The 20,658-nt window shown below is 62.1% G+C and carries 17 protein-coding genes and 5 tRNA genes; 15 read left to right on the top strand and 7 right to left on the bottom strand.

Annotation, left to right across the window (positions count from 1 at the left end; genetic code table 11):
* Positions 1-13: 13 nt before the first annotated feature.
* Both B0H98_RS03880 and B0H98_RS03875 read right to left on the bottom strand, forming a co-directional pair.
* Positions 14-799: a sulfite exporter TauE/SafE family protein gene (locus B0H98_RS03880; protein ID WP_106373727.1), complete on the bottom strand. Its 786-nt coding sequence runs from the start codon at positions 797-799 to the stop codon at positions 14-16.
* Positions 796-2,547, bottom strand: coding sequence for a heavy metal translocating P-type ATPase metal-binding domain-containing protein (locus tag B0H98_RS03875; protein WP_106373726.1), 1,752 nt, complete (start codon positions 2,545-2,547; stop codon positions 796-798). The genes B0H98_RS03880 and B0H98_RS03875 overlap by 4 nt, the downstream gene beginning before the upstream one ends.
* A gap of 218 nt (positions 2,548-2,765) precedes the next feature.
* On the opposite strand from B0H98_RS03875, the gene B0H98_RS03870 reads away from it, so the two are divergent.
* From B0H98_RS03870 to B0H98_RS03845, 6 genes are all read left to right on the top strand, one after another.
* Positions 2,766-3,527, top strand: coding sequence for an alpha/beta family hydrolase (locus B0H98_RS03870; RefSeq protein ID WP_167392640.1), 762 nt, complete (start codon positions 2,766-2,768; stop codon positions 3,525-3,527).
* Between the two features lie 88 nt (positions 3,528-3,615).
* Positions 3,616-3,691 (top strand) — tRNA-Val (locus tag B0H98_RS03865).
* Positions 3,692-3,751: 60 nt separating this feature from the next.
* Positions 3,752-3,828: transfer RNA gene (locus tag B0H98_RS03860), tRNA-Asp, on the top strand.
* A 39-nt stretch (positions 3,829-3,867) separates the two neighbouring features.
* Positions 3,868-3,944: transfer RNA gene (locus B0H98_RS03855), tRNA-Asp, on the top strand.
* 53 nt (positions 3,945-3,997) lie between these two features.
* Positions 3,998-4,073, top strand: a tRNA-Val gene (locus B0H98_RS03850).
* Positions 4,074-4,124: 51 nt separating this feature from the next.
* Positions 4,125-4,201, top strand: a tRNA-Asp gene (locus tag B0H98_RS03845).
* 124 nt (positions 4,202-4,325) lie between these two features.
* On the opposite strand, the gene B0H98_RS03840 is transcribed toward B0H98_RS03845, so the two are convergent.
* The 4 genes from B0H98_RS03840 to glcD all read right to left on the bottom strand — a co-directional run bounded on the left by B0H98_RS03840 (position 4,326) and on the right by glcD (position 8,665).
* The gene (locus B0H98_RS03840; RefSeq protein ID WP_106373725.1) at positions 4,326-4,727 is read right to left on the bottom strand and encodes a heme-binding protein; all 402 of its coding nucleotides are present in this window, start codon (positions 4,725-4,727) and stop codon (positions 4,326-4,328) included.
* 76 nt (positions 4,728-4,803) lie between these two features.
* Positions 4,804-6,033 (bottom strand): glycolate oxidase subunit GlcF, encoded by a 1,230-nt coding sequence (gene glcF, locus B0H98_RS03835; RefSeq protein ID WP_106373724.1) that lies wholly within the window; start codon positions 6,031-6,033, stop codon positions 4,804-4,806.
* A gap of 14 nt (positions 6,034-6,047) precedes the next feature.
* Positions 6,048-7,148, bottom strand: coding sequence for a glycolate oxidase subunit GlcE (gene glcE, locus B0H98_RS03830; protein ID WP_106373723.1), 1,101 nt, complete (start codon positions 7,146-7,148; stop codon positions 6,048-6,050).
* 17 nt (positions 7,149-7,165) lie between these two features.
* Positions 7,166-8,665: a glycolate oxidase subunit GlcD gene (gene glcD / locus B0H98_RS03825; RefSeq protein ID WP_106373722.1), complete on the bottom strand. Its 1,500-nt coding sequence runs from the start codon at positions 8,663-8,665 to the stop codon at positions 7,166-7,168.
* 237 nt (positions 8,666-8,902) lie between these two features.
* On the opposite strand from glcD, the gene glcC reads away from it, so the two are divergent.
* Positions 8,903-9,679, top strand: coding sequence for a transcriptional regulator GlcC (gene glcC / locus B0H98_RS03820; protein ID WP_106373721.1), 777 nt, complete (start codon positions 8,903-8,905; stop codon positions 9,677-9,679).
* Positions 9,680-9,683: 4 nt separating this feature from the next.
* On the opposite strand, the gene B0H98_RS03815 is transcribed toward glcC, so the two are convergent.
* A complete protein-coding gene (locus B0H98_RS03815) occupies positions 9,684-10,367 on the bottom strand; it encodes a GntR family transcriptional regulator (RefSeq protein WP_106373720.1) in 684 nt (227 codons plus the stop codon).
* Positions 10,368-10,596: 229 nt separating this feature from the next.
* Between B0H98_RS03815 and B0H98_RS03810 the strand changes: the two genes are divergently transcribed.
* The 8 genes from B0H98_RS03810 to B0H98_RS03775 all read left to right on the top strand — a co-directional run bounded on the left by B0H98_RS03810 (position 10,597) and on the right by B0H98_RS03775 (position 20,624).
* Positions 10,597-11,067 carry a GlcG/HbpS family heme-binding protein gene (locus B0H98_RS03810; protein WP_106373719.1) on the top strand — a complete coding sequence of 157 codons (471 nt, stop codon included), beginning with the start codon at positions 10,597-10,599 and terminating at the stop codon, positions 11,065-11,067.
* Positions 11,068-11,387: 320 nt separating this feature from the next.
* On the top strand, positions 11,388-12,365 hold the full coding sequence (locus B0H98_RS03805; protein WP_106373718.1) for a TRAP transporter substrate-binding protein: 978 nt from the start codon (positions 11,388-11,390) through the stop codon (positions 12,363-12,365).
* A 69-nt stretch (positions 12,366-12,434) separates the two neighbouring features.
* Positions 12,435-12,995 carry a TRAP transporter small permease gene (locus B0H98_RS03800; protein WP_106373717.1) on the top strand — a complete coding sequence of 187 codons (561 nt, stop codon included), beginning with the start codon at positions 12,435-12,437 and terminating at the stop codon, positions 12,993-12,995.
* A gap of 9 nt (positions 12,996-13,004) precedes the next feature.
* Complete coding sequence (locus tag B0H98_RS03795; protein ID WP_208623573.1) at positions 13,005-14,288, top strand: TRAP transporter large permease; 1,284 nt, start codon at positions 13,005-13,007, stop codon at positions 14,286-14,288.
* 11 nt (positions 14,289-14,299) lie between these two features.
* Positions 14,300-15,106, top strand: a complete 807-nt coding sequence (locus B0H98_RS03790; protein WP_106373716.1) for an enoyl-CoA hydratase — start codon at positions 14,300-14,302, stop codon at positions 15,104-15,106.
* 18 nt (positions 15,107-15,124) lie between these two features.
* Positions 15,125-16,312 (top strand): CaiB/BaiF CoA transferase family protein, encoded by a 1,188-nt coding sequence (locus B0H98_RS03785; RefSeq protein WP_106373715.1) that lies wholly within the window; start codon positions 15,125-15,127, stop codon positions 16,310-16,312.
* A gap of 77 nt (positions 16,313-16,389) precedes the next feature.
* A complete protein-coding gene (locus tag B0H98_RS03780; RefSeq protein WP_106373714.1) occupies positions 16,390-17,607 on the top strand; it encodes a pyridoxal-phosphate-dependent aminotransferase family protein in 1,218 nt (405 codons plus the stop codon).
* Between the two features lie 17 nt (positions 17,608-17,624).
* A complete protein-coding gene (locus B0H98_RS03775) occupies positions 17,625-20,624 on the top strand; it encodes an FAD-binding and (Fe-S)-binding domain-containing protein (protein WP_106373713.1) in 3,000 nt (999 codons plus the stop codon).
* Positions 20,625-20,658: the final 34 nt, after the last annotated feature.

Genomic DNA, 20,658 nt, shown 5'->3' with positions numbered 1-20,658 from the left:
GTGTTGCGCTACATCAATGAATGGGGTGGGAGGGCGAATATGGTGGCGAATGTGAATGTGAATGTGAGTGTGAAGGCGTGGCGGGTGCTGAGTGCCCCTGGGAGTGTTCGCCCGAGTGAGCGTTCAGCGTCCACAGCTGCCATAGCGCAAAGGCGATGATTATCAGTGCCGCCAGGGTACGCGTGGCTGGATGGCGAATCAGGCCACCCAGCTTGCGGGCCGCAAGCCCGGTGGCCAGAAGCGCTGGCAGCGTGCCGAGGCCAAAGGCGCCCATCAGTAGTGCCCCTTGAAGCGGTTCGGCAATCGCCAGGCTCCAGGCCAGCATGGCGTAGACCAGGCCGCAGGGCAGCCAGCCCCAGATAGCCCCCAATGCAAACGCCTGGGGCAGGTGAACCACCGGCATCAGCCGCCGACCGACCGGCTCTAGGTAGCGCCACAGGCGCTTGCCCAGGGCTTCAATGCCCAATAGTCCCTTCCACCAGTTGGCGATATACAGCGCCATGAGAATCAGCATCACTGCCGCCAGGCCCTGCAGTATCTGGCGGGCGAGCGGGGCCAGCGATATCAGCGTGCCCAGCGCGGCCACCAGGGCGCCTGCTGCCATATAGCTTGCAATACGCCCCAGGTTATAGCCAAGCAGCAGGCCCGCCATGCGCCCGGGGCGGCGCATGCTGGGCGGCACGGCAAAGCTCAGCGCGCTCATGATGCCGCCGCACATGCCGATGCAATGAGCGCCCCCCAAAAGACCAAACACAAAGGCGGCCATCAGCGGCGGAAGATCAAGCCCGGTTGGGTTCATAGGCTACCTGTGGGAAAAGTGGGGCGGCCCAGCCGCCGCTGCGTGTTGGCGATCACCATCAGCGCACTGACGGCACTGCCCATCACGGCACCCAAGGGGGAAAGCTGGCCCAGTGCGGCCAGAAGTACCAGCACAAGCGTCATTCCAAGCGCAATGTAGCGGTTTTGTTGCACGCAGCGCTGGGTAAAGCGCGCCATCGCCACGGCTTCATCGAGGCGCCCTGCGCGAGGGCTAAGCAGCGAGACATCCGGAGGCGCGGTGATAGGTGCAGCACGCGCCAGTGTAAGCAGCGCGTGGGGGCGGGTAACCCATACCCCGCGCCTGCCAAGCTGCTTGAACCCGGCCACCAGGGCCAGCGGCGTGGCCAGAGCCAGGGCAAACGGGCTGCCCGCCATCAGCATGGCAACGGGCGCATCGATGGCCTGGGGGGCGTCCCATGAAAGCCCTGCAATGACGGCCGTTGATATCAGCAACCCCAGCACCCAGGCGTGCATGTAAGGCGCACTTGTCGCGCCCAGGTGCCGCGCGCGCCAGTTGGCCTGAAGATGGCGGTTGATGCAGGCCGCGCGCGCCTGGTCGGCGGCGCGAGATACCTTGATGACCAGCGGGTTCTCCAGGTTGAGTGCACCGCACAGCGCCTCATCGCCCGCCCGGCAAGCGGCCGGCAGCGGCTCACCGGTCAGGCGCGAGGTATCCAGGCTGGATTCGCCCCGAATGATGGTGCCGTCAGCGGGCAGGCGCTGGCCGGGCGCCACCTTGATGCAATCGCCGACTAGCAGCGCGGCGACGGGTATCAGGCGCTCGCGAGCTTCATCCGCGCCTTCGAGCCGCGTGGCAAAGGCGGGCAGCGCCCGCTGTCCGGCGGCGTTTACAGTGTTGCGAAGCGCAACGTAGCGTCCAAGCAGTAAGAGCGCCACCAGCAGGGCGATAGCGCCTGCGTAATGCCCGCTGCCGTGCAGAATCACATAGCCCTCGGCCAGGTAGGCGCTTGTCAGTGCCAGGCTGACGGGCACCATCAGGCCCAGTTGGCGGCGCTTTAGATCGCCAAGCGCCTGGAAAAAGAAGGGCGCGGCGGCGAGCATTGACGCGCTGGCCAGCGCCAAGGTCAGCCCGGCAAGAAGCGTTGAGCCGCCACTCCCAGGCCCGTCCAAAAGCGGATAAAGCGCCAGCGCTGCGATGCCCGCAAGGCTCGCTGTCGCCACGGTCAGCCGCCTGGCCGTCTGGCGCATGCATGCTTCAAGGCGTGCCTGGGCGGGGACTGGCATATAGGGCAGAGCGCTATAGCCGATGGCGGCAAGCTCCCCCATCAATGTCGACGGTTGGAGCGTTTCGGGGTGCCAGCTGACCACAAGGCGGTGGTGGGCCAGATCCACGGCGCTGGCAGCAATGCCGGGAAGCGCGTTCAAGCGGTGCTCGATAAGCCAGGCGCAGGCGTTGCAGGTAATCCCCTCGACGGCCAGCGTCGCACTTGCCTTGCCGGTTGCCGGTTCGAGGCTGACCCAGTGCTGGTATTCGGGCAGATCAAAGTGCGTCCAGAGATTGCGCTTCACAGCTTGCGTGGCGGGCTTTTCGGGCGGTTCGGTGCGCTGTCGGTAGTAGTGCTCGAGCCCGCCCTGCACGATGGCATTGGCCACGGCTTCGCACCCCGGGCAGCACACCGGGTAAGACACGCTATCCAGCGTAATCTGCCAGGGGGCACCGGCAGGCACGGCGCTTTTGCAATGATAGCAGGCGGCAGGTGTCGTCATGCCCTGGCTATCCACTCTTGAGATAACCGGCGCATCAGCGTTTTCTCAGCCAAACGGATGTCCTTCAGGCCAAGGCCCGGTGCAGTAGGGTGAATCGAAAGCCCGTATTTAACGGTTTGAAAAGGTTAGCAGGATCGCAGCCTAAGGGGCGAATTTAACGCGCAGGAGACGCCGAAAACCGCCAAAATGCGACCCACTACCCCAAAGGAGATCAAACAGTGACTCAGCATGCCTATGCAGACTACACGCCGGTTTTGCCAGATGCGCTGGCCGCAGCGCTAGAGGAGTCTGCTGCGCCGCGCCTGCGGGTAGAAGGCCTGGGGCCTCTGGCGGTGGTAGGGCAGCCGCGCCATGGGCGAATTTTATGGGCTCACGGCGCTGGCGCCGGGCATCAATCGGCATTCATGCAGCAGATCATCAGAGCGCTTGCCGAGCACGGCATTCAGGTGCTGGCGATCGACTTTCCCTACATGCAGCAGATGCTGGAGCAGGGAAAGCGCCGCCCGCCGCCCCGCGTCGAACGCACGCTTGAGCACTTCGTCGCCTGGTACCGTTTGCTTGAACCCATGAGTAGCCAGCCGCTCTGGGGGGGGGGCAAATCCATGGGTGGGCGTATTGCCACGCTGTTTGCCAGTGGGGTGCACCGCGGTGAGATAGAAGACGCCAACTGCCCCGGTGTAGTGGTTGCCGGCTACCCGTTTCACCCGCCCAAGAAGCCGGAGGCGCTGCGCCTGGGCCACTGGAGTGATATTCACTGCCCGCTGCTGGTGCTTCAAGGCGAGCGCGACCCGTTTGGCACTCGGGAAGAGGTGGAAGGTTACCCGCTTGCCCCGCAAACGCGCCTTGCCTGGCTTGCCGATGGCGACCATGACTTCAAGCCGCGAAAGGCGTCAGGGGTGAAACATGAGTTTTTGATTGACGAAGCGGCCCTACTTGCGGCATCCTTCGTCCGCGCTCATGGAACGCCTTCGGCAGGGTGAGCAACGCGCTGGTTTAAATCATAAAGTTTAAACATAACGTGTTGACATCCCGGTAGGCTTCTGTAGAATGCAGCGCCACGTGACCAGCGGGTGGTTAGCTCAGTTGGGAGAGCACCAGCCTTACAAGCTGGGGGTCACTGGTTCGAACCCAGTACCACCCACCATCGCAAGATGGCCTGGAAATGTGAAGCAGTATCAAAGTAGCATCAGCATGATGTAACAGCGGACCGGTAGTTCAGTTGGTTAGAATGCCGGCCTGTCACGCCGGAGGTCGCGAGTTCGAGTCTCGTCCGGTCCGCCATCATCACGCCCACCTACTTTAAAGCAGTTATCGCTATTCGGACCGGTAGTTCAGTTGGTTAGAATGCCGGCCTGTCACGCCGGAGGTCGCGAGTTCGAGTCTCGTCCGGTCCGCCACGATAACTTGCTGATTGGTTGATGAAAATCGGTTGATTAAACATCAACACCCCGGGTGGTTAGCTCAGTTGGGAGAGCACCAGCCTTACAAGCTGGGGGTCACTGGTTCGAACCCAGTACCACCCACCATTTAAAGTCCTTTTAAATGGTTGTAATAGTGTTAGAAAGTGCCTTATTAGTGGACCGGTAGTTCAGTTGGTTAGAATGCCGGCCTGTCACGCCGGAGGTCGCGAGTTCGAGTCTCGTCCGGTCCGCCATTAAGCACTAGTATCAAGTACTCGTTTTCAAGTAATTATCTTGAAAACTATCGGTTGATACCGAACAAATTCCAAAACCCCGGATCCTTGATCCGGGGTTTTTTGTGTGCGCTCGTAACACCTGTCAGGCGATCGCGCTGACACCCGCCTTGGCGATCTGCACATCCTGTTCGGGCTTCACGCCGGAAATACCGACCGAGCCGATCACCTGGCCATCCACGATGACCGGCACGCCGCCGGAAAGAAGACCCTGTAGAGGGGCGGTCACAAATGCCGTGCGCCCGCCGTTGATCATCTCTTCGAACACCTGGGTCTCCTTGCGGCCCAGCGCTGCATTGCGCGCCTTGTGAGTGGCCACTTCGGCGCTGAAGGGCGCAGCGCCATCCAGGCGGCGCAGCGCCAGCAGGTGGCCGCCATCGTCGGCCACGGCAATGGTCACCGGCCAGGCGTTGCTGTCGGCCTCTTTCTGCGCGGCATCCAGTATCTTGTTGATATCGGTCAGGGCAAGAATCGCTTTGGTTTGCATATCGGTTTCCTGTGGTTGGACAAAGTGTTGTTTCAGGGGGTTAAAGCCGCGCCCGCCGGGCAGGCGCGGAGCGTTGTCAGCCAAGCGCGGCCTCCACGACTTCTATCCAGTGGCGCACCGGCGTGCGGTTGGCACCGGCCAAGTGCGTCTGGCAGCCAATGTTGGCGGTCACGATAAGCTCAGGATTGCCCGCTTCCAGGGCATTGAGCTTGTTATCGCGCAGCTGGGTGGCAAGCGCTGGCTGGGTGATCGAGTAGGTACCCGCCGAGCCGCAGCACAGGTGGGCATCCTGCACCGGCGTCAGCGCAAAGCCGAGCTTGGTAAGCACGCCTTCGACCGCGCCGTTGAGCTTCTGGGCGTGCTGCAGCGTACACGGGCAGTGAAAGGCGAGCCGCTGTGGTTCGGCTACCTTGAGCGACTCCAGAGGCTCGTCGCGCAGTATCTCGACAATATCCTTGGCCAGCATGCTGACCCGCTTGGCCTTTTCAGCGTAGGCCGGGTCATCCTTGAGCATGTAGCCATACTCCTTGATGAAGGCCCCACAGCCGCTGGCGGTCTGCACGATGGCTTCGACGCCCTGCTCGATATGCGGCCACCAGGCATCGATATTGGCGCGCATGCGAGCGCGGCCGTCATCCTGGGCGTTGAGGTGAAAATCGATCGCCCCGCAGCAGCCGGCCTCGCTCACCGGGCTCAGGCTGATACCCAGGCGGTCGAGCAGGCGCGCCGTGGCCGCGTTGGTGTTGGGCGAAAGGCCGGGCTGGACGCAGCCTTCCAGAATCAGCATGCGGCGGGCGTGCCGGGTGGCGGGGCGCTTGCCGGCATCCACCGGGGCGGCGGGCATCTTGTTGCGCAGCTTGGCAGGTACCAGCGGCTTGAAGGTCTGGCCCAGCGTGAGCAGCGCCTTGAAGCGCTTGGGCTCGACCATCATCTTGCGCAGCGCATAGCGCTGGGCGCGGTCTGCCGGTGGTCGCGGTACGCGGCGCTCGATCTCCGCCCGGCCGATGTTGAGAAGTTTGTGATACTCGACGCCGGACGGGCAGGTGGTTTCACAGTTCTGACAGGTCAGGCAGCGGTCCAGGTGCAGCCTCGTCTCTTCGGTGACCTGGTCGTCATCGTCACGGCTCTCCAGCAGCTCCTTCATCAGGTAGATGCGCCCGCGCGGGCCGTCGCGCTCATCGCCCAGCAGCTGATAGGTGGGGCAGGTGGCGTTACAGAACCCGCAGTGCACGCAGGTGCGCAGAATGCGCTCGGCTTCCTGAATATGCGGCTTTTGACGATCGGCCTCGGTGAAATGCGTTTGCATATCAGCTCTCCTGATTAAAACGCCGCGTAAAGACGACCGGGATTGAAAATACCGTGGGCATCCAGCTGAGTTTTCAGATTGCGGTGATACTTCTCCACCACGGCGTTAAGCGCCGTAAAAGGTTCGGCCGCGCCGCCCTGGGCCTCGGGGGTGTAGCAGGTGGCATGCCCGCCGGCCGCCTGACAGGCATCGCGCAGGGTCTTGGCATCCAGCGCCGCCTTTACCCAGCGCTGGCAGCCAGCCCAGTCGTAGAAGATATCGGTCTCGGCTATATCCAGCGAAAGCGGCGGCGTATGGGGCGGCAGCGACAGGCGCCACAGCGCCTGGCCTTCGGTCAGGGTGAAGAAATCGAGCGTATGATCGCGCAGCGCCGTCCAGAACTCGGCGTCCAGCGCCTCGCCGCCCAGACGTTCACGGGTGGCCTTCACCGAGCTTTCACCGCCTTCAAGGCGAATGAAAAGCTCGCCGGCATGCCAGGCCGCCGCGGTAATAGGCAGTGGCTGGCGGCCCAGTTCGGCAAGCTTGCCCAAGGCATCATCAACGCCCATGGAAAGGCGCAGACAGTGGCTGGCGGTGGGAATGGGCAGCACCTTGAAGGAGATATCTGCAAGCACGCCAAGCGTGCCTTGGGCACCGGCCATCAGCCGGGAAAGATCGTACCCCGCCACGTTTTTCATGACTTCGCCACCAAAGCGCAGCAGCTTGCCTTCCTGGGTGATGACCCGCGTGCCCAGCACGAAATCCCGCGCCGCGCCCGCCCAGGGGCGGCGCGGGCCGGAAAGCCCGGTGGCGACCGCGCCACCGATGGTGCTCTGTTCGCCAAACACCGGCGGCTCGAAAGGAAGCATCTGGTGATGCTCGAAAAGCGCGCTTTGCAGGGCATCAAGACGCGTACCGGCGCGCACGGTGACCACCAGTTCTACCGGGTCGTAGGAGACGATACCGCTGTGCGCCGCCAGGCAAAGCGCCTGACCTTCGACCGGGCGGCCATAGAAGGCGCGGGTGTCGCCCCCGACAATGCGTAGCGGCGTGCGCGTTTCATAGGCTGTGCGTACCTGGTCACACAGGGTGTCGGCGATATCGCGGTCGGCGGAGTGAATCGCTAAATCGGTCATGGGGTGTCCTTGTGCCATCAAAAGCGCGGAAGCTCCGGGTGTGGCAATTCGTTGTTATGCACGTGCATGGCGCCAAATTCCGCACAGCGCGCAAGCGTGGGAATATTCTTGCCCGGGTTCAGCAGGCGCTTCTCGTCGAAGGCGGCTTTCAACGCGTGAAACACGCTGATCTCATCGGCCTGGAACTGGCTGCACATCTGATTGATCTTTTCACGCCCCACGCCGTGTTCGCCGGTGATCGAACCGCCGGCGGCTACGCACAGCTCCAGAATCTTGCCGCCCACGTCTTCGGCAAGCGCAAGCTCGCCCTCTTTGTTGGCATCGAACAGTATCAAGGGGTGCATGTTGCCGTCGCCGGCGTGAAACACGTTGGCCACCGCCAGGCCGCTCTGCTCGGAAAGCGCGGCAATGCCCTTGAGCACGCGGGGCAGCTCGCGGCGCGGGATGGTGCCGTCCATGCAGTAGTAGTCCGGCGACATGCGGCCCACCGCCGGGAAGGCGTTCTTGCGCCCGGCCCAGAATTTCGCCCGCTCGAGCTCGTCGCGAGCCTGCTGGATCTGGGTGGCCCCGGCTTTCTCGAGTACCCGGCGCACCGTTTCGCAGTCGTCGTCGACGTCGGCCTCCACGCCGTCGAGCTCGCACAGCAGGATGGCTTCGGCGTCCAGCGGGTAGCCCGCGCGAACGAAATCCTCCGCGGCCTTGATGGCAAGCCTGTCCATCATCTCGAGCCCGCCTGGAATGATGCCTGCCGCGATGATGTCGCCCACCGCACGGCCCGCTTTCTCGACATCGTCAAAGCTTGCCATCAACACCTTGGCGGTTTCGGGTTTGGGCAGCAGCTTGACGGTGATTTCGGTCACCACCCCCAGCATGCCTTCCGAGCCGTTCATCAGCGCAAGAAGATCAAACCCCGGGGCGTCGAGGGATTCGGCGCCGAGCGTCATGCGTTCGCCTTCGATGGTCAGTACATCCACGCGCAGCACGTTATGTACGGTCAGACCGTACTTCAAGCAGTGCACGCCGCCGGCGTTCTCCGCCACGTTACCGCCAATGGAGCAGGCAATCTGGGAGGAGGGGTCCGGCGCGTAGTAAAGCCCGTAAGGGGCGGCCGCCTCGGAAATGGCCAGGTTGCGCACCCCGGGCTGCACGCGGGCAAGGCGGGCGTCGGGGTCGACGCTGACGATCTTGTTGAAGCGCGACATTACCAGAAGCACACCCTGCTCGAGCGGCAGCGCGCCCCCGGAAAGCCCGGTGCCCGCGCCGCGGGTCACCACCGGAACGTCCAGCGCATGGCAGCGCTTGAGCAGCATTTCCACCTGGTCAAGGCTTTCCGGCAGGGCCACCAGCATGGGCAGAACGCGGTAGGCGGCCAGGCCGTCACACTCGAACGGGCGCAGATCTTCCTCGCGGTGAAGCAGGGTCATGCTGGGCACGGCCTGCTGCAGGTCCGTCAGGACCTCGTGCTTGTCGCGGCGTACCAGCTCACCATCAAGGCGCTCATCAAAGAGGATATTCATCACGACATCCCAGTTTTTATCGTTGAAAGTAACCGCACGGTCGGTAGGGCAATAGCGTCAATCTGAGCTTTTTTTGTGTGCCTGTCCAGACTGTGGTGCAATGGTCAGACCAGTAATTGGTCGACGATAGCGAAGCATCGCGATTGCCGCAGCGCTGCGCTGGCAGCCGCTGCCACAGGTCTTACCACTGCCTGCTTTCAAGGTGCAAGACGAGCCGGTGGTTCGAGAGGAGAGAGCATGACGCTTTCAAACGAGAAGCGAGTGGCCGGACGGCGCACGCCGGAAAACGTGGCGGCGCGGCTCGAGCAGCTGATTCTGGATGGCGTGTTCCGCCCGGGCCAGCTGCTGCCTTCAGAGCGCAGGCTGTGCGAGCGGCTCAAGGTGTCGCGCGCCTCGTTGCGCGAGGGCCTGCGGATTCTGCGCAGCAAGCAGATCATCGATACCCGCCAGGGCCACGGCTCCACGGTGGCGTCGCTTCTGCCCATGCACCAGCACAGCCCGCTGATGCACCTGTTCAACGACCATCCGCGCACGCTGTTCGATCTTCTGGAAGTGCGCGCGCTGCTGGAGGGCGAGTCGGCGTTTCTGGCGGCCCGGCGGGGCACGTCGATGGACCGCGTGCTGATCACCCGGCGCTACCGCGAGATGGCCGACTACGCCGAGCAGGCAGAGCCCATCGAGGTGGAACGGCTGGCGCGACTGGACCACGCCTTTCATCTGGCGATTTCCCAGGCTTCGCACAATCCGGTACTGGTACACACGCTGCAAAGTTTGACCGACCTGTTGCTGAGTTCGGTGTTTGCCTCGGTCAAGCACCTTTATCACCGCGAAGGCCCCAGAGAGATGATCAACCGCCAGCACGCCCGGCTGCACGATGCCGTGGTGGCGGGCGATGCCGAACAGGCAAAGCGGGTGGCGCTCGAGCACCTCACCAGTATCAGCGAGCTGTTGCGCGAACTTGAAGCCGAAAGCGAGCGCCTGGAGCGCTCGGCCATGCGCATCGAGTCCTGGTAGCGCCTTACCCGTTGACCGCCTCAAGAGGCCCGTCATCGTCGATCACACCGGCCAGGGTGGCTACCTCCAGCTTGTTGCACAGGTGGTCGCGCAGAATCTGGCCAAGCAACTGGCTGTCGCGCGCTTCCAGGGCGTTGATCATGTTTTCATGATCCTTGACTGCGCGATCCCAGAACGCCTGGGTCATCTTCTTGGAGTAGCGCACGCGCTTTACGCGCTGGCTGAGGTTGCTGTACATCTCCTGAAGTACCTCATTTTGCGACGCCGCCAGAATGCTTTCATGAATCTGTCGGTTGAGTTCGAAGTACGTCTTCAGATCCTGCTGGCGGTAGTGCTCGAGCATACTGTTGTGCAGCCGGCGAATGGCGGCGATTTCCGCATCGCTGATATGCTGGCAGGCAAGCTCGCCGGATAACCCTTCCAGCGCGGCCATCAGGTCGTAGGTGTCCTTGACCTTCTTGAACGTCAAGCGCACCACGCGTGCGCCGCGGTTGGGCAACAGCTCGATCAGCCCTTCGGTGGCCAGCACCTTCAACGCTTCGCGCAGGGGGGTACGCGATACGCCGAATTTTTCGCACAGCTGCTTTTCGGAAATGCGCTCGCCCGGCGCCAGTTCGCCATGCTCGATCAGATCACCGATGCGATCGGCCACTTCTCGATACAGGTTGCGCTGAAGTATCTTGGTCATTTGCTCATCCTTCTGGGTCGTCCACCTGGCGATCCTACCAAGCTGTCCGCTCTGCTAAAGGGATTTAGGCGCCTACCCGCTTGGTATAGTGGCGAGTCTGCGTATGATCTGCAAAAGTAATTATGAATTCAATATTAACAAGGTTATTAAAAACCTCAGCCGTGATATTGAAATTTTCTCCTCAAGCTAGGGGAAATTAGCAGTTAACAACGATAACAAGGAGCAGACAATGGCCGGTAACGTATATCACGCGAAGGTAGCGCTGACGCGCGCCCAGGCAAAGGCAATGCTGGAGGGGGCGGTTGCCCAGGCGCGCAAGGCGGATCTACCCCCTCTGACCATCGTGGTGCTGGATGGCGGAGGCCACCTGATCGCCGCCGAGCGCGAAGACGGCTGCGCCCCGCTGCGCTTTCCCGTCGCCCAAGGCAAGGCCTTTGCCGCGCTCGGCATCGGCGTGGCAAGCGGAGTAATCGGGGAGCGTAACAGCGAGCGGCCGGCCTTTCTGGCAAGCGTGGCGGCGGCCTCTCAGGGCCATTTCGTGGCGGTGGCCGGCGGTGTTCCCATTCTGGATCAATCGGGGTATGTGATTGGCGCAGTAGGGGTAAGCGGGGCGTCGTCCGGCGAAGATGAGCAGACGGCCATTGCCGGTATCGACGCCGCCGGGCTTGCCTGGGGGCTTGAGCCCGCGCCGGATAAGTAAAGTCTCGGGTTTTGTTTGAACCACAGGCGCCTTGAACAGGGCGCTTTTTTTGTGCCTGCAGGTTTTTTTGCGCCGCTGACCGGACGGAGTGCTTATAAATCAACCCGGTGTAACGCGCAGAATTCTCACGATACGAAAGTTTAATACCTAATTTTGAATTTTGAATTCAAATTGAATGAGCGAGTTGACAGGAGTGTCGCTCACGCGACAGGGATGTGGCCGCTTGCAAAGCTACCGGCAAGCGCTGAGCAGGAACCGCCGGGCACAAGGCCCGCGTGGTGACGTAGCCAACAACAACAAGTGTTCACCTGGAGTGCTCCATGAAATTTCTCAAGACCACGCTTGCAAGCGTTATCGTGGCGGCTGGCCTGCAGGCCGCCGCCGCGAACGCCGCCACCGAAGTTCGTCTGGGCCACGTCGGCGGCCCGGGCTCGCTGTTCGAGATCACCGCCAACCGCTTTGCCGAGCTTGCCAATGAACGCCTTGAAGGCGTGGCCGAGGTGAACGTGTACGGCAATAGCCAGCTGGGCAGCGATGAGTCGATGATGCGCAGGCTTCGCCTGGGGTCGCTGGACCTTTCCATTCCATCCACGGTAATGAGCTCGGAATCCCCGGAGTTTGCGCTGTTCGAGATGCCCTACCTGATCAAGGATCGTGAGCACATGAAGCGCGTGCGCGATGAGGTGGTGCGCGGGCCGCTTTACGAGGCTGCCGAAGCGCGTGGCTTCAAAATCATCGGTGTCTGGGAGAACGGGTTTCGACAGATTACCAACAACGTAAGGCCGATCGTCGTGCCGGGGGATCTCGAGGGCATCAAGCTGCGTACGCCAAGCGGTGTCTGGCGCATCGAGATGTTCAGAAGCTACGGTGCGGCCCCTTCGCCCATGTCGCTTTCCGAGGTGTTCGTGGCGCTGCAGACCGGGGCCATGGACGGGCAGGAAAACCCGCTGATTCAAACCTACTCCTCGCGTTTTCAGGAAGTGCAGGATTATCTCTCCATGTCCAACCACGTCTATACCCCGGCGTACCTGACGGCAGGCGCCAGCTGGAATCGCCTGCCCGAGGAAATCCGCGAGGTACTCGAGGAGGTGGCCCTTGAAATGGAGGACTTTGCGCTGGAAGAGGGGCTGCGCCTGGACGAGGAGACGCTGGTGAAGATGGAGGAGGGCGGTATGCAGGTCAACGAGGTGGATTTCGATGCCTTCGTGGAAGCCTCTCAGACCATCTACGCCAAGTTTGCCGATGATGTCGAGGGTGGTCAGGAACTGATCGATTCCGTGGCCGCGCTTCGCGAGTAGGCCAAGCCGCCGTTTCCTGGAGGCGGGCTGGCCTGCGTGCCGGGCCGCCTCACCGTTCTGGAGGTTTCAATGAGTGCTTTTAGCAAGTTCAGGAACGCCTACTTCTCGTTTCTCGAAGCGATAGTCGTGGTGCTGGTGATTGCACTGGCAGGCGTTGTGACCATCGGGTTCGTGACCCGCTATCTGGGTTTTCCGCTGAGCTGGTACGACGAGCTGGCCGCGGTACTGCTGGCCTGGGTGACCTACTACGGCACGGCGCTGGCCGCGGCACGGGGCGCGCATATCACCTGCCCAAGCGTGCTCAACATGTGCCCACCGGCCATTCGGGTGCCGGTCGCGCTGCTGGCAGAGGCCATTACCATCGGCTTTTTCGTGTTTCTGGGTCTGGCCAGCTACCAGGTGATGCTGATTCTGGAAGGCGTCAACATGGTCAGCCTGCCGGCGATCTCCATGCAGCTTACCCAGTCGGCCATTCCGGTGGCGTCTGTACTGTTCATCATCGCTGAACTGCTGCGTCTGCCCGAGGTGCTGAAAAGTGCGCGGGGCAAAGGGTTCATCGATCACGAGCTGGAAGAAGCCGGGATCGATGCCGAAGAAGTTGAAGCCGTCAGCACCCATCAGCGAGGGTAGGTAACCAGCATGACCATACTGTATATATTTCTCGCACTGATCGTGCTGATTCTGATCAACGTGCCGGTCGCCGTGGCGCTTGCGCTGGTAGGCACGATTGCCACCTTCATGACCTACGGCAGCATGGCGATGCCGACAGTGGGCATGACCATGTTCGAAGGGGCGACCAACTTTCCCCTGATCGCCATTCCGCTGTTCATTCTGGCCGGCGCCATCATGAACGCCTCGAGCATCTCCCGGCGCCTGATCGATCTGGCCATGGCCATGGTCGGGTTCATCAAGGGTGGGCTTTCCATGGTGACCATCGGCGCTTCGGTGTTCTTCGCCGAAATCTCCGGGTCGTCGGTGGCGGGCGTGTCGGCGATCGGGAGCATCCTGATTCCGGCCATGCGCAAGAAGGGCTACTCGAAAGAGTTTGCCGCTTCCATCTCTTCCTCCGCGGCGAGCCTTGCAATCATCCTGCCCCCTTCGATTCCCATGATCCTGTACGCGGTGATGTCCGGCGAGTCCGTGGTACAGATGTTTGTGGCGGGCATTTTCCCCGGCCTGTTAGGCGCCATGGGGCTTGCCGCCATGTGCTACTACCTGGCCAGGAAATACAACTTTCCCTCTGAGGGACGTTTTCAGGTCTCCGTGCTGTGGACGGCGCTCAAGGAGGCGGTCTGGGCGCTGTTGATTCCGGTGATCATTCTGGGCGGTATCTTCGGCGGCTTCGTCACGGCGACTGAAGGGGCGGCCCTTGCAGTGTGCGTGGCGATCTTCATCAGCGCCGTGGTGTATCGCGAGTTCACGATCAAGAACTTCCTCGACTCCTGCAAGAGCGCCGGGGTGCAGACGGCGGTGGTCATGCTCCTGGTGGCGGCTTCGGCGGTGGTGGGCAGTTACCTGACCGAAACCCGCGTGCCACAGGAAATCGCCATGCAGATCAGCGAACTGACGGACAACAAGTACGTCATTCTGGCGCTCTTGAACATCATCTTCCTGATTCTGGGGATTTTCCTGCACTCGGCGGCGGCGATCATTCTGGTAGTGCCCATCGTACTGCCGCTGGTGCTGGAAGTGGGCATCGACCCGCTGCACTTTGGCCTGATCGTGACCCTGAACCTGGCGATCGGTCAGCAGACCCCGCCGGTGGCGAGCGTGCTGATTGCCGCGTGTTCGATTGCCAAATCGGATATCTGGGCAACGTCCAGGACCAACCTGTGGTTCATCGCGGTGCTGTTCACGATCCTGATGATCAATACCTATATTCCCGCCTTCGCGCTGGCACTGGTCAACTTCATCTACGGCTGAGGGAGTCATTCATGAGCGATTCACCTGATTCATCGCCGACCGAAAGTGTGACGTTCAACGTTCGTGACGGCGTTGCCTGGCTGGGGTTCAACCGCCCGCAAAGCCGCAATGCCATGACCTGGGAGATGTACAGCGCCCTGGAGCACTACTGCGATGTGCTGGCCGATGACGACGACGTTCACGCGCTGGTGCTGCACGGGGTGGGCGGCGAGGCGTTCGTGGCGGGTACCGATATCACCCAGTTTGCCGGCTTCTCGAAGCCTGAGGATGCGATTGGCTACGAGCGGCGCATCGATCAGGTGGTGGGCAAGCTCGAGCGCTTTCCCAAACCGACGCTTGCCTTGATCGAGGGCGCCTGCGTGGGCGGCGGCGCAGCAATCGCCCTGGTATGCGACTTTCGCTACGCCACTTCCAGCATGAAGTTCGGCGTGCCCATTGCCAAGACGCTGGGCAATACGCTGTCGATCAGCAACGTATCGCGTCTGATCGATATGCTGGGGGTGGCCCGTACCAAGGAAGTGCTGATGATGGCGCGGCTGGTGAATGGCGAGGAGGCGCATGCCGCCGGGCTTGTGAACGGGCTGTTTGATGCCGCCACCATCCATGACGACGTTGCCATGCTCGCGGCAGATTTTGCCAAGCGCGCGCCGCTGACGCTCCAGGCCAGCAAGGCGCTGATCAACCGGGCGCTTGAGCAGCGCCGCCTTGATGCGGGGGCAAGCGACGACTGGATAACCACCTGCTACATGAGCCGCGATTTTGCCGCCGCCGTGGATAAATTCGTCAACAAGACCGCGTTTGCGTGGACGGGCCGTTAATCACAAGGAGGAGAGCGCATGCTTCCCTTACACAATATCAAGATACTCGACGTCTCCCAGATCATGGCCGGGCCCTACTGCACCATGGTGCTGGCCGACATGGGCGCTGAAGTGATCAAGGTGGAAAAGCTCAACGGCGGCGATGACAGCCGCCAGATGGGGCCTTACGTCAACGGCGAGTCCACCTGCTTTTCCCAGATCAACCGTAATAAAAAGAGCATTTCACTCAACCTGAAGGATGAGCGGGCGCGGCAGATCTTCTACCGCCTGGCGGGTGATGCAGACGTGATCGTCGAGAATTACCGCCCCGGCGTCACGAAGTCGCTGGCCATCGATTACGCCACCATCAAGGCCATCAACCCCGGTATCGTGTACTGCTCCATTTCGGGTTACGGCCAGACCGGCCCTTACAGCCACAAGGGTGGGTTCGACCTGGTCGCCCAGGGCATGACCGGGCTGATGTCGATGACCGGAGAACCGGGCCGGCGTCCGCTGAAAACCGGTATCGCGGTTTACGATATCGGCGCGGGTATCACTGCGGTGTACTCCATACTCGCCGCGCATATCCACAAGATGGCCACCGGCGAGGGCCAGCATATCGATATCGCGATTACCGAGTGCGGCCTGCCCTGGTTTACCTGGGAAGCAGCGGCCTACTTCGCCGAAGGCACCGTGCCGGCCCCGACGGGCTGGCGCCACCGCGTATCGGCGCCGTACCAGGCGGTCAAGGCAAGCGACGGCTACTTGATGCTGGGCTGTGCCAACCAGCGCACCTGGGAGCGGTTCTGCCAGGATGTATTGAAGCTTGAAGCGCTGATGGACGACCCGCGCTTTCTCACCAATCACGACCGCGGCCAGCACGTGGATGAGCTGGAGGCGCTGCTCGAGGAGCTGATGGCCGAGCAGAGTGTGGATGAATGGCTGACACTTTGCGACAGCGCCGGCGTGCCGGCCGGCCCGATCAACAACTTCGCCGAGGCGATGGCCGATGAACATTACCTGGCCCGCGGCATGGTGGAAGAGATGGAGCATCCGGTGATCGGCAAGATGAAAACCATCGGCTTTCCCAGCAAGTTCTCGCTTACTCCTTCCACGATACGCAGCCCGGCGCCGCTGTTTGCCCAGCATACCGATGAAGTGCTCGAAGGGCTGGGCTTCGACGCTGACGCACTGGATAAGCTACGCGCCGAAGGCTGCATCAAGTAGGTTTTTTAATGCTGTAAATTGAATTCATTATCCATTTAAAGATGTTCAACCGGCAACAATAACAAGAGGCACCTACCATGCTGAAGCTCGACTTCCACCCCTCTGGCCGCCATTTCCTGCAGATTCCGGGGCCGTCACCCGTGCCTGACCGCATACTGCGCGCCATGAGCCTGCCCACCATCGACCACCGCGGGCCGGAGTTCGGCGCGCTAGGGCTTGATCTGCTCGCCAAGGTAAAAAAGGTCTTCAAGACCGAGCATCCGGTCATCATCTACCCGGCCTCCGGGACCGGTGCCTGGGAGGCGGCGCTTGCCAACACGATGTCGCCGGGCGATCAGGTACTGATGTTCGAGACCGGCCACTTCGCCACGCTGTGGCAGAAGATGGCGCTGCGCCTGAGCCTTACGCCCGAGTTCATCGGCCTGCCGGGCTATGACGGCTGGCGCCATGGTGTCCAGGCCGACATGATTCAAAAGCGCCTTGAAGCTGACCCCGAACACGCCATCAAGGCGGTGTGCGTGGTGCACAATGAAACCTCCACCGGCGTTACCAGCGATATCGCGGCGGTGCGCCGTGCCATCGATGCCGTCGGACACCCGGCGCTTTTAATCGTGGATACCATCTCGGGGCTTGCCAGCGCCGACTACCGCCACGACGAGTGGGGTGTGGATGTCACCGTCTCAGGCTCGCAAAAGGGTCTGATGCTGCCCCCGGGCATCAGTTTCAACGCGCTTTCCCCCAAGGCCATCGAGGTGAGCAAGACCGCCCAGCTTCCCAGAAGCTTCTGGGCCTGGGACGAGATTCTGGAAGCCAACCAGAAGGGCTACTGGCCCTATACCCCCAGCACCAATCTGCTGTATGGCCTCAATGAAGCGCTCGACATGCTGCTCGATGAAGGGATCGATCACGTGCTGGCGCGCCACCAACGCTGGGCCGCCGGCGTGCGCACGGCGGTCGAGGCCTGGGGGCTTGAAGTGCAGTGCCAGGACCCGGCGCTTTACTCCCCGGTGCTCACCGGTGTGGTGATGCCCGAGGGCGTGGACGCCGATGCCATAAGAAAGATCATCTACGAGCGTTTCGATCTATCGCTGGGCATGGGACTTGGCAAGGCCAAGGGCAAGATGTTCCGCATCGGCCACCTGGGTGACTGCAATGACCTGACGCTGATTGCCACGCTGGGCGGCTGCGAAGCAGGGATGAAGCTCGCCGGTGTCGATCTGCAAGGCAGCGGCGTGCTCGCAGCGCTGGATTACTTCGCCAACCACCCGCTTGAGGCAGACGCATCAGGCCGTTAGGAAGGGGGGAACGCCGCATGACATCACTGACCCAGAAGCCAGTGCGTCGCGATGCCAGAATCAAGCCGGTCAGCGAACTGGCCGCACGCCTGGGCCGGGAAATCGCCGGTGAGGTGCTGTTCGATCAGGCAACCCGGGGGCGCTACGCCACCGATGCCTCCATCTATCAGGTGACGCCGGTAGGCGTGGTGATCCCTCGCCATCAGCAGGACCTGAAAATTGCTCTGGATATCGCTCGCGATGCCCGCGTGCCGGTACTGGCACGCGGCGCGGGCACCAGCCAGTGCGGCCAGACCGTGGGCGAGGCGCTGGTCATCGACACCACGCGCTGGCTCAATCAGGTGGTCGAATTCGACGCCGAGGCCCAGACGGTGGTAGTGGAGCCGGGCATGGTGCTGGATCATCTCAATGCCTGGCTCAAGCCCTACGGCCTGTGGTACCCGGTGGATGTCTCGACCAGCGCTCAATGCACCATTGGCGGTATGGCGGGCAACAACTCCTGCGGGTCGCGCTCGATCTACTACGGCAACATGGTGCATAACGTGTTGGGGGTGGATGCGCTGCTTGCCGATGGTCAGGAAGCGCAGTTCGGCATTGTGGATAGCCTCGTTGAAGGCTCCCGGGAGCATCAGCTGGCCCGCCAGGTAAGGGCCATTGCCGAACGTGTCAGCCCCGAGATTCGTGCAAACTTCCCCAAGGTGCTGCGCCGTGTGGGCGGCTACAATCTGGATCTGTTCGACTGCCAGAATCCCATGCCCTACGACGCGGATGGCCGGGCCAATCTGGCGCATCTGCTGGTCGGCTCGGAAGGCACGCTCGGAGTAAGCCAGCGCATCAAACTGCGCCTTTCGCCACTGCCCGGACAGAAGGTGCTTGGCGTGGTCAATTTCCCGACCTTCTATCAGGCGATGGAAGTTACCCAGCATATCGTCAAGCTCGGCCCCACCGCTGTCGAGCTGGTGGATCGCACCATGATCGAGCTGGCCCTGGAGAACCCCGCCTTTCGCCCGGTGATCGAGAAAGCCCTGATCGGCAAGCCCGGCGCTATTCTGCTGGTCGAGTTTGCCGGCAGCGACAGCTCCGAACAGCTGGCGGCGCTTGATCGGCTCAACGAGCTGATGGGGGACCTGGGCCTGCCGGGAAGTGTGGTGAACATGCCCGAGGCCCGCGAGCAGAAAGCGCTGTGGGACGTGCGCAAGGCCGGACTCAACATCATGATGAGCATGAAGGGCGACGGCAAGCCGGTGTCCTTCATCGAGGACTGCGCGGTGCCCCTTGAGCATCTGGCCGAGTACACCGACAAGCTTACCCAGGTGTTCAACCGCTACGGCACCGAGGGTACCTGGTACGCCCACGCCGGCGTCGGTACGCTGCACGTGCGGCCCATTCTGGACATGCGCCGCGACGGCGCGGAAAAGATGCGTGAAATTGCCGAGCTGGCGTCAGCGCTGGTACGTGAATACAAGGGCGCCTATTCCGGCGAGCACGGCGACGGCCTCTGCCGCGGGGAGTGGGTCGCCTGGCAGTTTGGTGACACGGTCAACGACGCCTTTCGCGAGATCAAGGCGCTGTTCGACCCGCAGAACCTGTTCAACCCCGGCAAGATCGTCGACACCCCGAAAATGGACGACGAGCGCTACTTTCGGTTCCCGAAGACCTACCAGACGATCCCACTGACCCCGGTATTCGACTGGTCGGCCTGGAACGTCAAGCGCGACCCGCTGAGCGGTGAGCAGACCCCGCCCGGCACCGGCGGGGATGCCACCCACGGGCTCGCCATGGCGGTGGAGATGTGCAACAACAACGGCCACTGCCGCAAGTTCGATGCCGGCACCATGTGCCCGAGCTTTCGCATCACCAGGGACGAGCAACACCTGACCCGGGGCCGAGCCAACACGCTGCGCCTGGTGCTCTCGGGCCAGCTCGGTGAGGAGGGGCTCGCCAGCGATGATGTCAAGGACGCGCTTGATCTGTGCGTCTCCTGCAAGGGCTGCAAGCGCGACTGCCCGACCGGGGTGGACATGGCCAAATTCAAGATCGAAGCGCGCACCGCTCGCGCCAAGCTGAAAGGCCTTACGCTGCGTGACCGTATGGTGGGGGAAATGCCCCGCTATGCGCCCTGGGCAAGCCGGTTTTCCGGGGTGATGGAGTATGTGGAGCGCACCCCGTTTCTGGCCAGTCGAATCAAGAAAGCCCTCAAGCTTGCTCCCGAGCGTGCGCTGCCTGCCTTCAAGGGCAACTTTCTGGCCGGGGAGCACCATTCCGGCAGCGAAGCCGCCGAGCGTGAAGTGCTGCTGTTCGTGGATACCTTCAACAACTACATGGAAGGCGACAACGCCCGCGCCGCCAAACGCGTGCTGGAAGCCGCCGGGTACCAGGTGCACTTGAACGTTACCCAAGGCCAGCGCCCCTTGTGCTGCGGGCGCACCTACCTCTCCTCCGGGCAGTTCGAGAAAGCCAAGGCGGAGGCCCGACGAACGCTTGCGCACTTGATGCCGTTCGTGGAGCGCGGCGTGGCAATCGTGGGGCTCGAACCGTCGTGTCTGCTGAGCATGCGCGATGAATTTCTGCAGTACGGCTTCGGCGAGCAGGCCCGAGCGCTCGCCGCATCGGCGTATCTCTTCGAAGAATTCCTGGTGACTGCCCATCAGGCCGGCGAGCTGCCGCTGGCGCTCAAGCATTCGGGTCACAGCAAGGCCCTGCTGCACGGACACTGCCACCAAAAGTCCTTCGATGCGCTGCGCCCGGTCGAACAGGTATTAGGCTGGGTGCCGGGGCTTGAGGTCAGCACCATCGAGTCCTCCTGCTGCGGTATGGCGGGAAGCTTTGGCTATGAAGCCGAGCATTTCGATGCCTCGCTCAAGATGGCCGAGCTTTCGCTGCTACCCGCCATTCGTGACGCCGCAGACGACACCGTCCTGATTGCCGACGGTACCAGCTGTCGCCACCAGATTCATGATGGCAGCGGCCGGGAGGCCATGCATGTTGCTCGTTTGCTGGAACAGGCGTTAGCCTGACATGAGGCTATCAACAACAACGCACAGGAGAATC

The organism is Vreelandella songnenensis (assembly GCF_003002925.1).
Classification (GTDB): domain Bacteria; phylum Pseudomonadota; class Gammaproteobacteria; order Pseudomonadales; family Halomonadaceae; genus Vreelandella; species Vreelandella songnenensis.
Note: the sequence above shows the minus strand (reverse complement) of the source record. Positions and strands in the feature narration are given on the sequence as shown.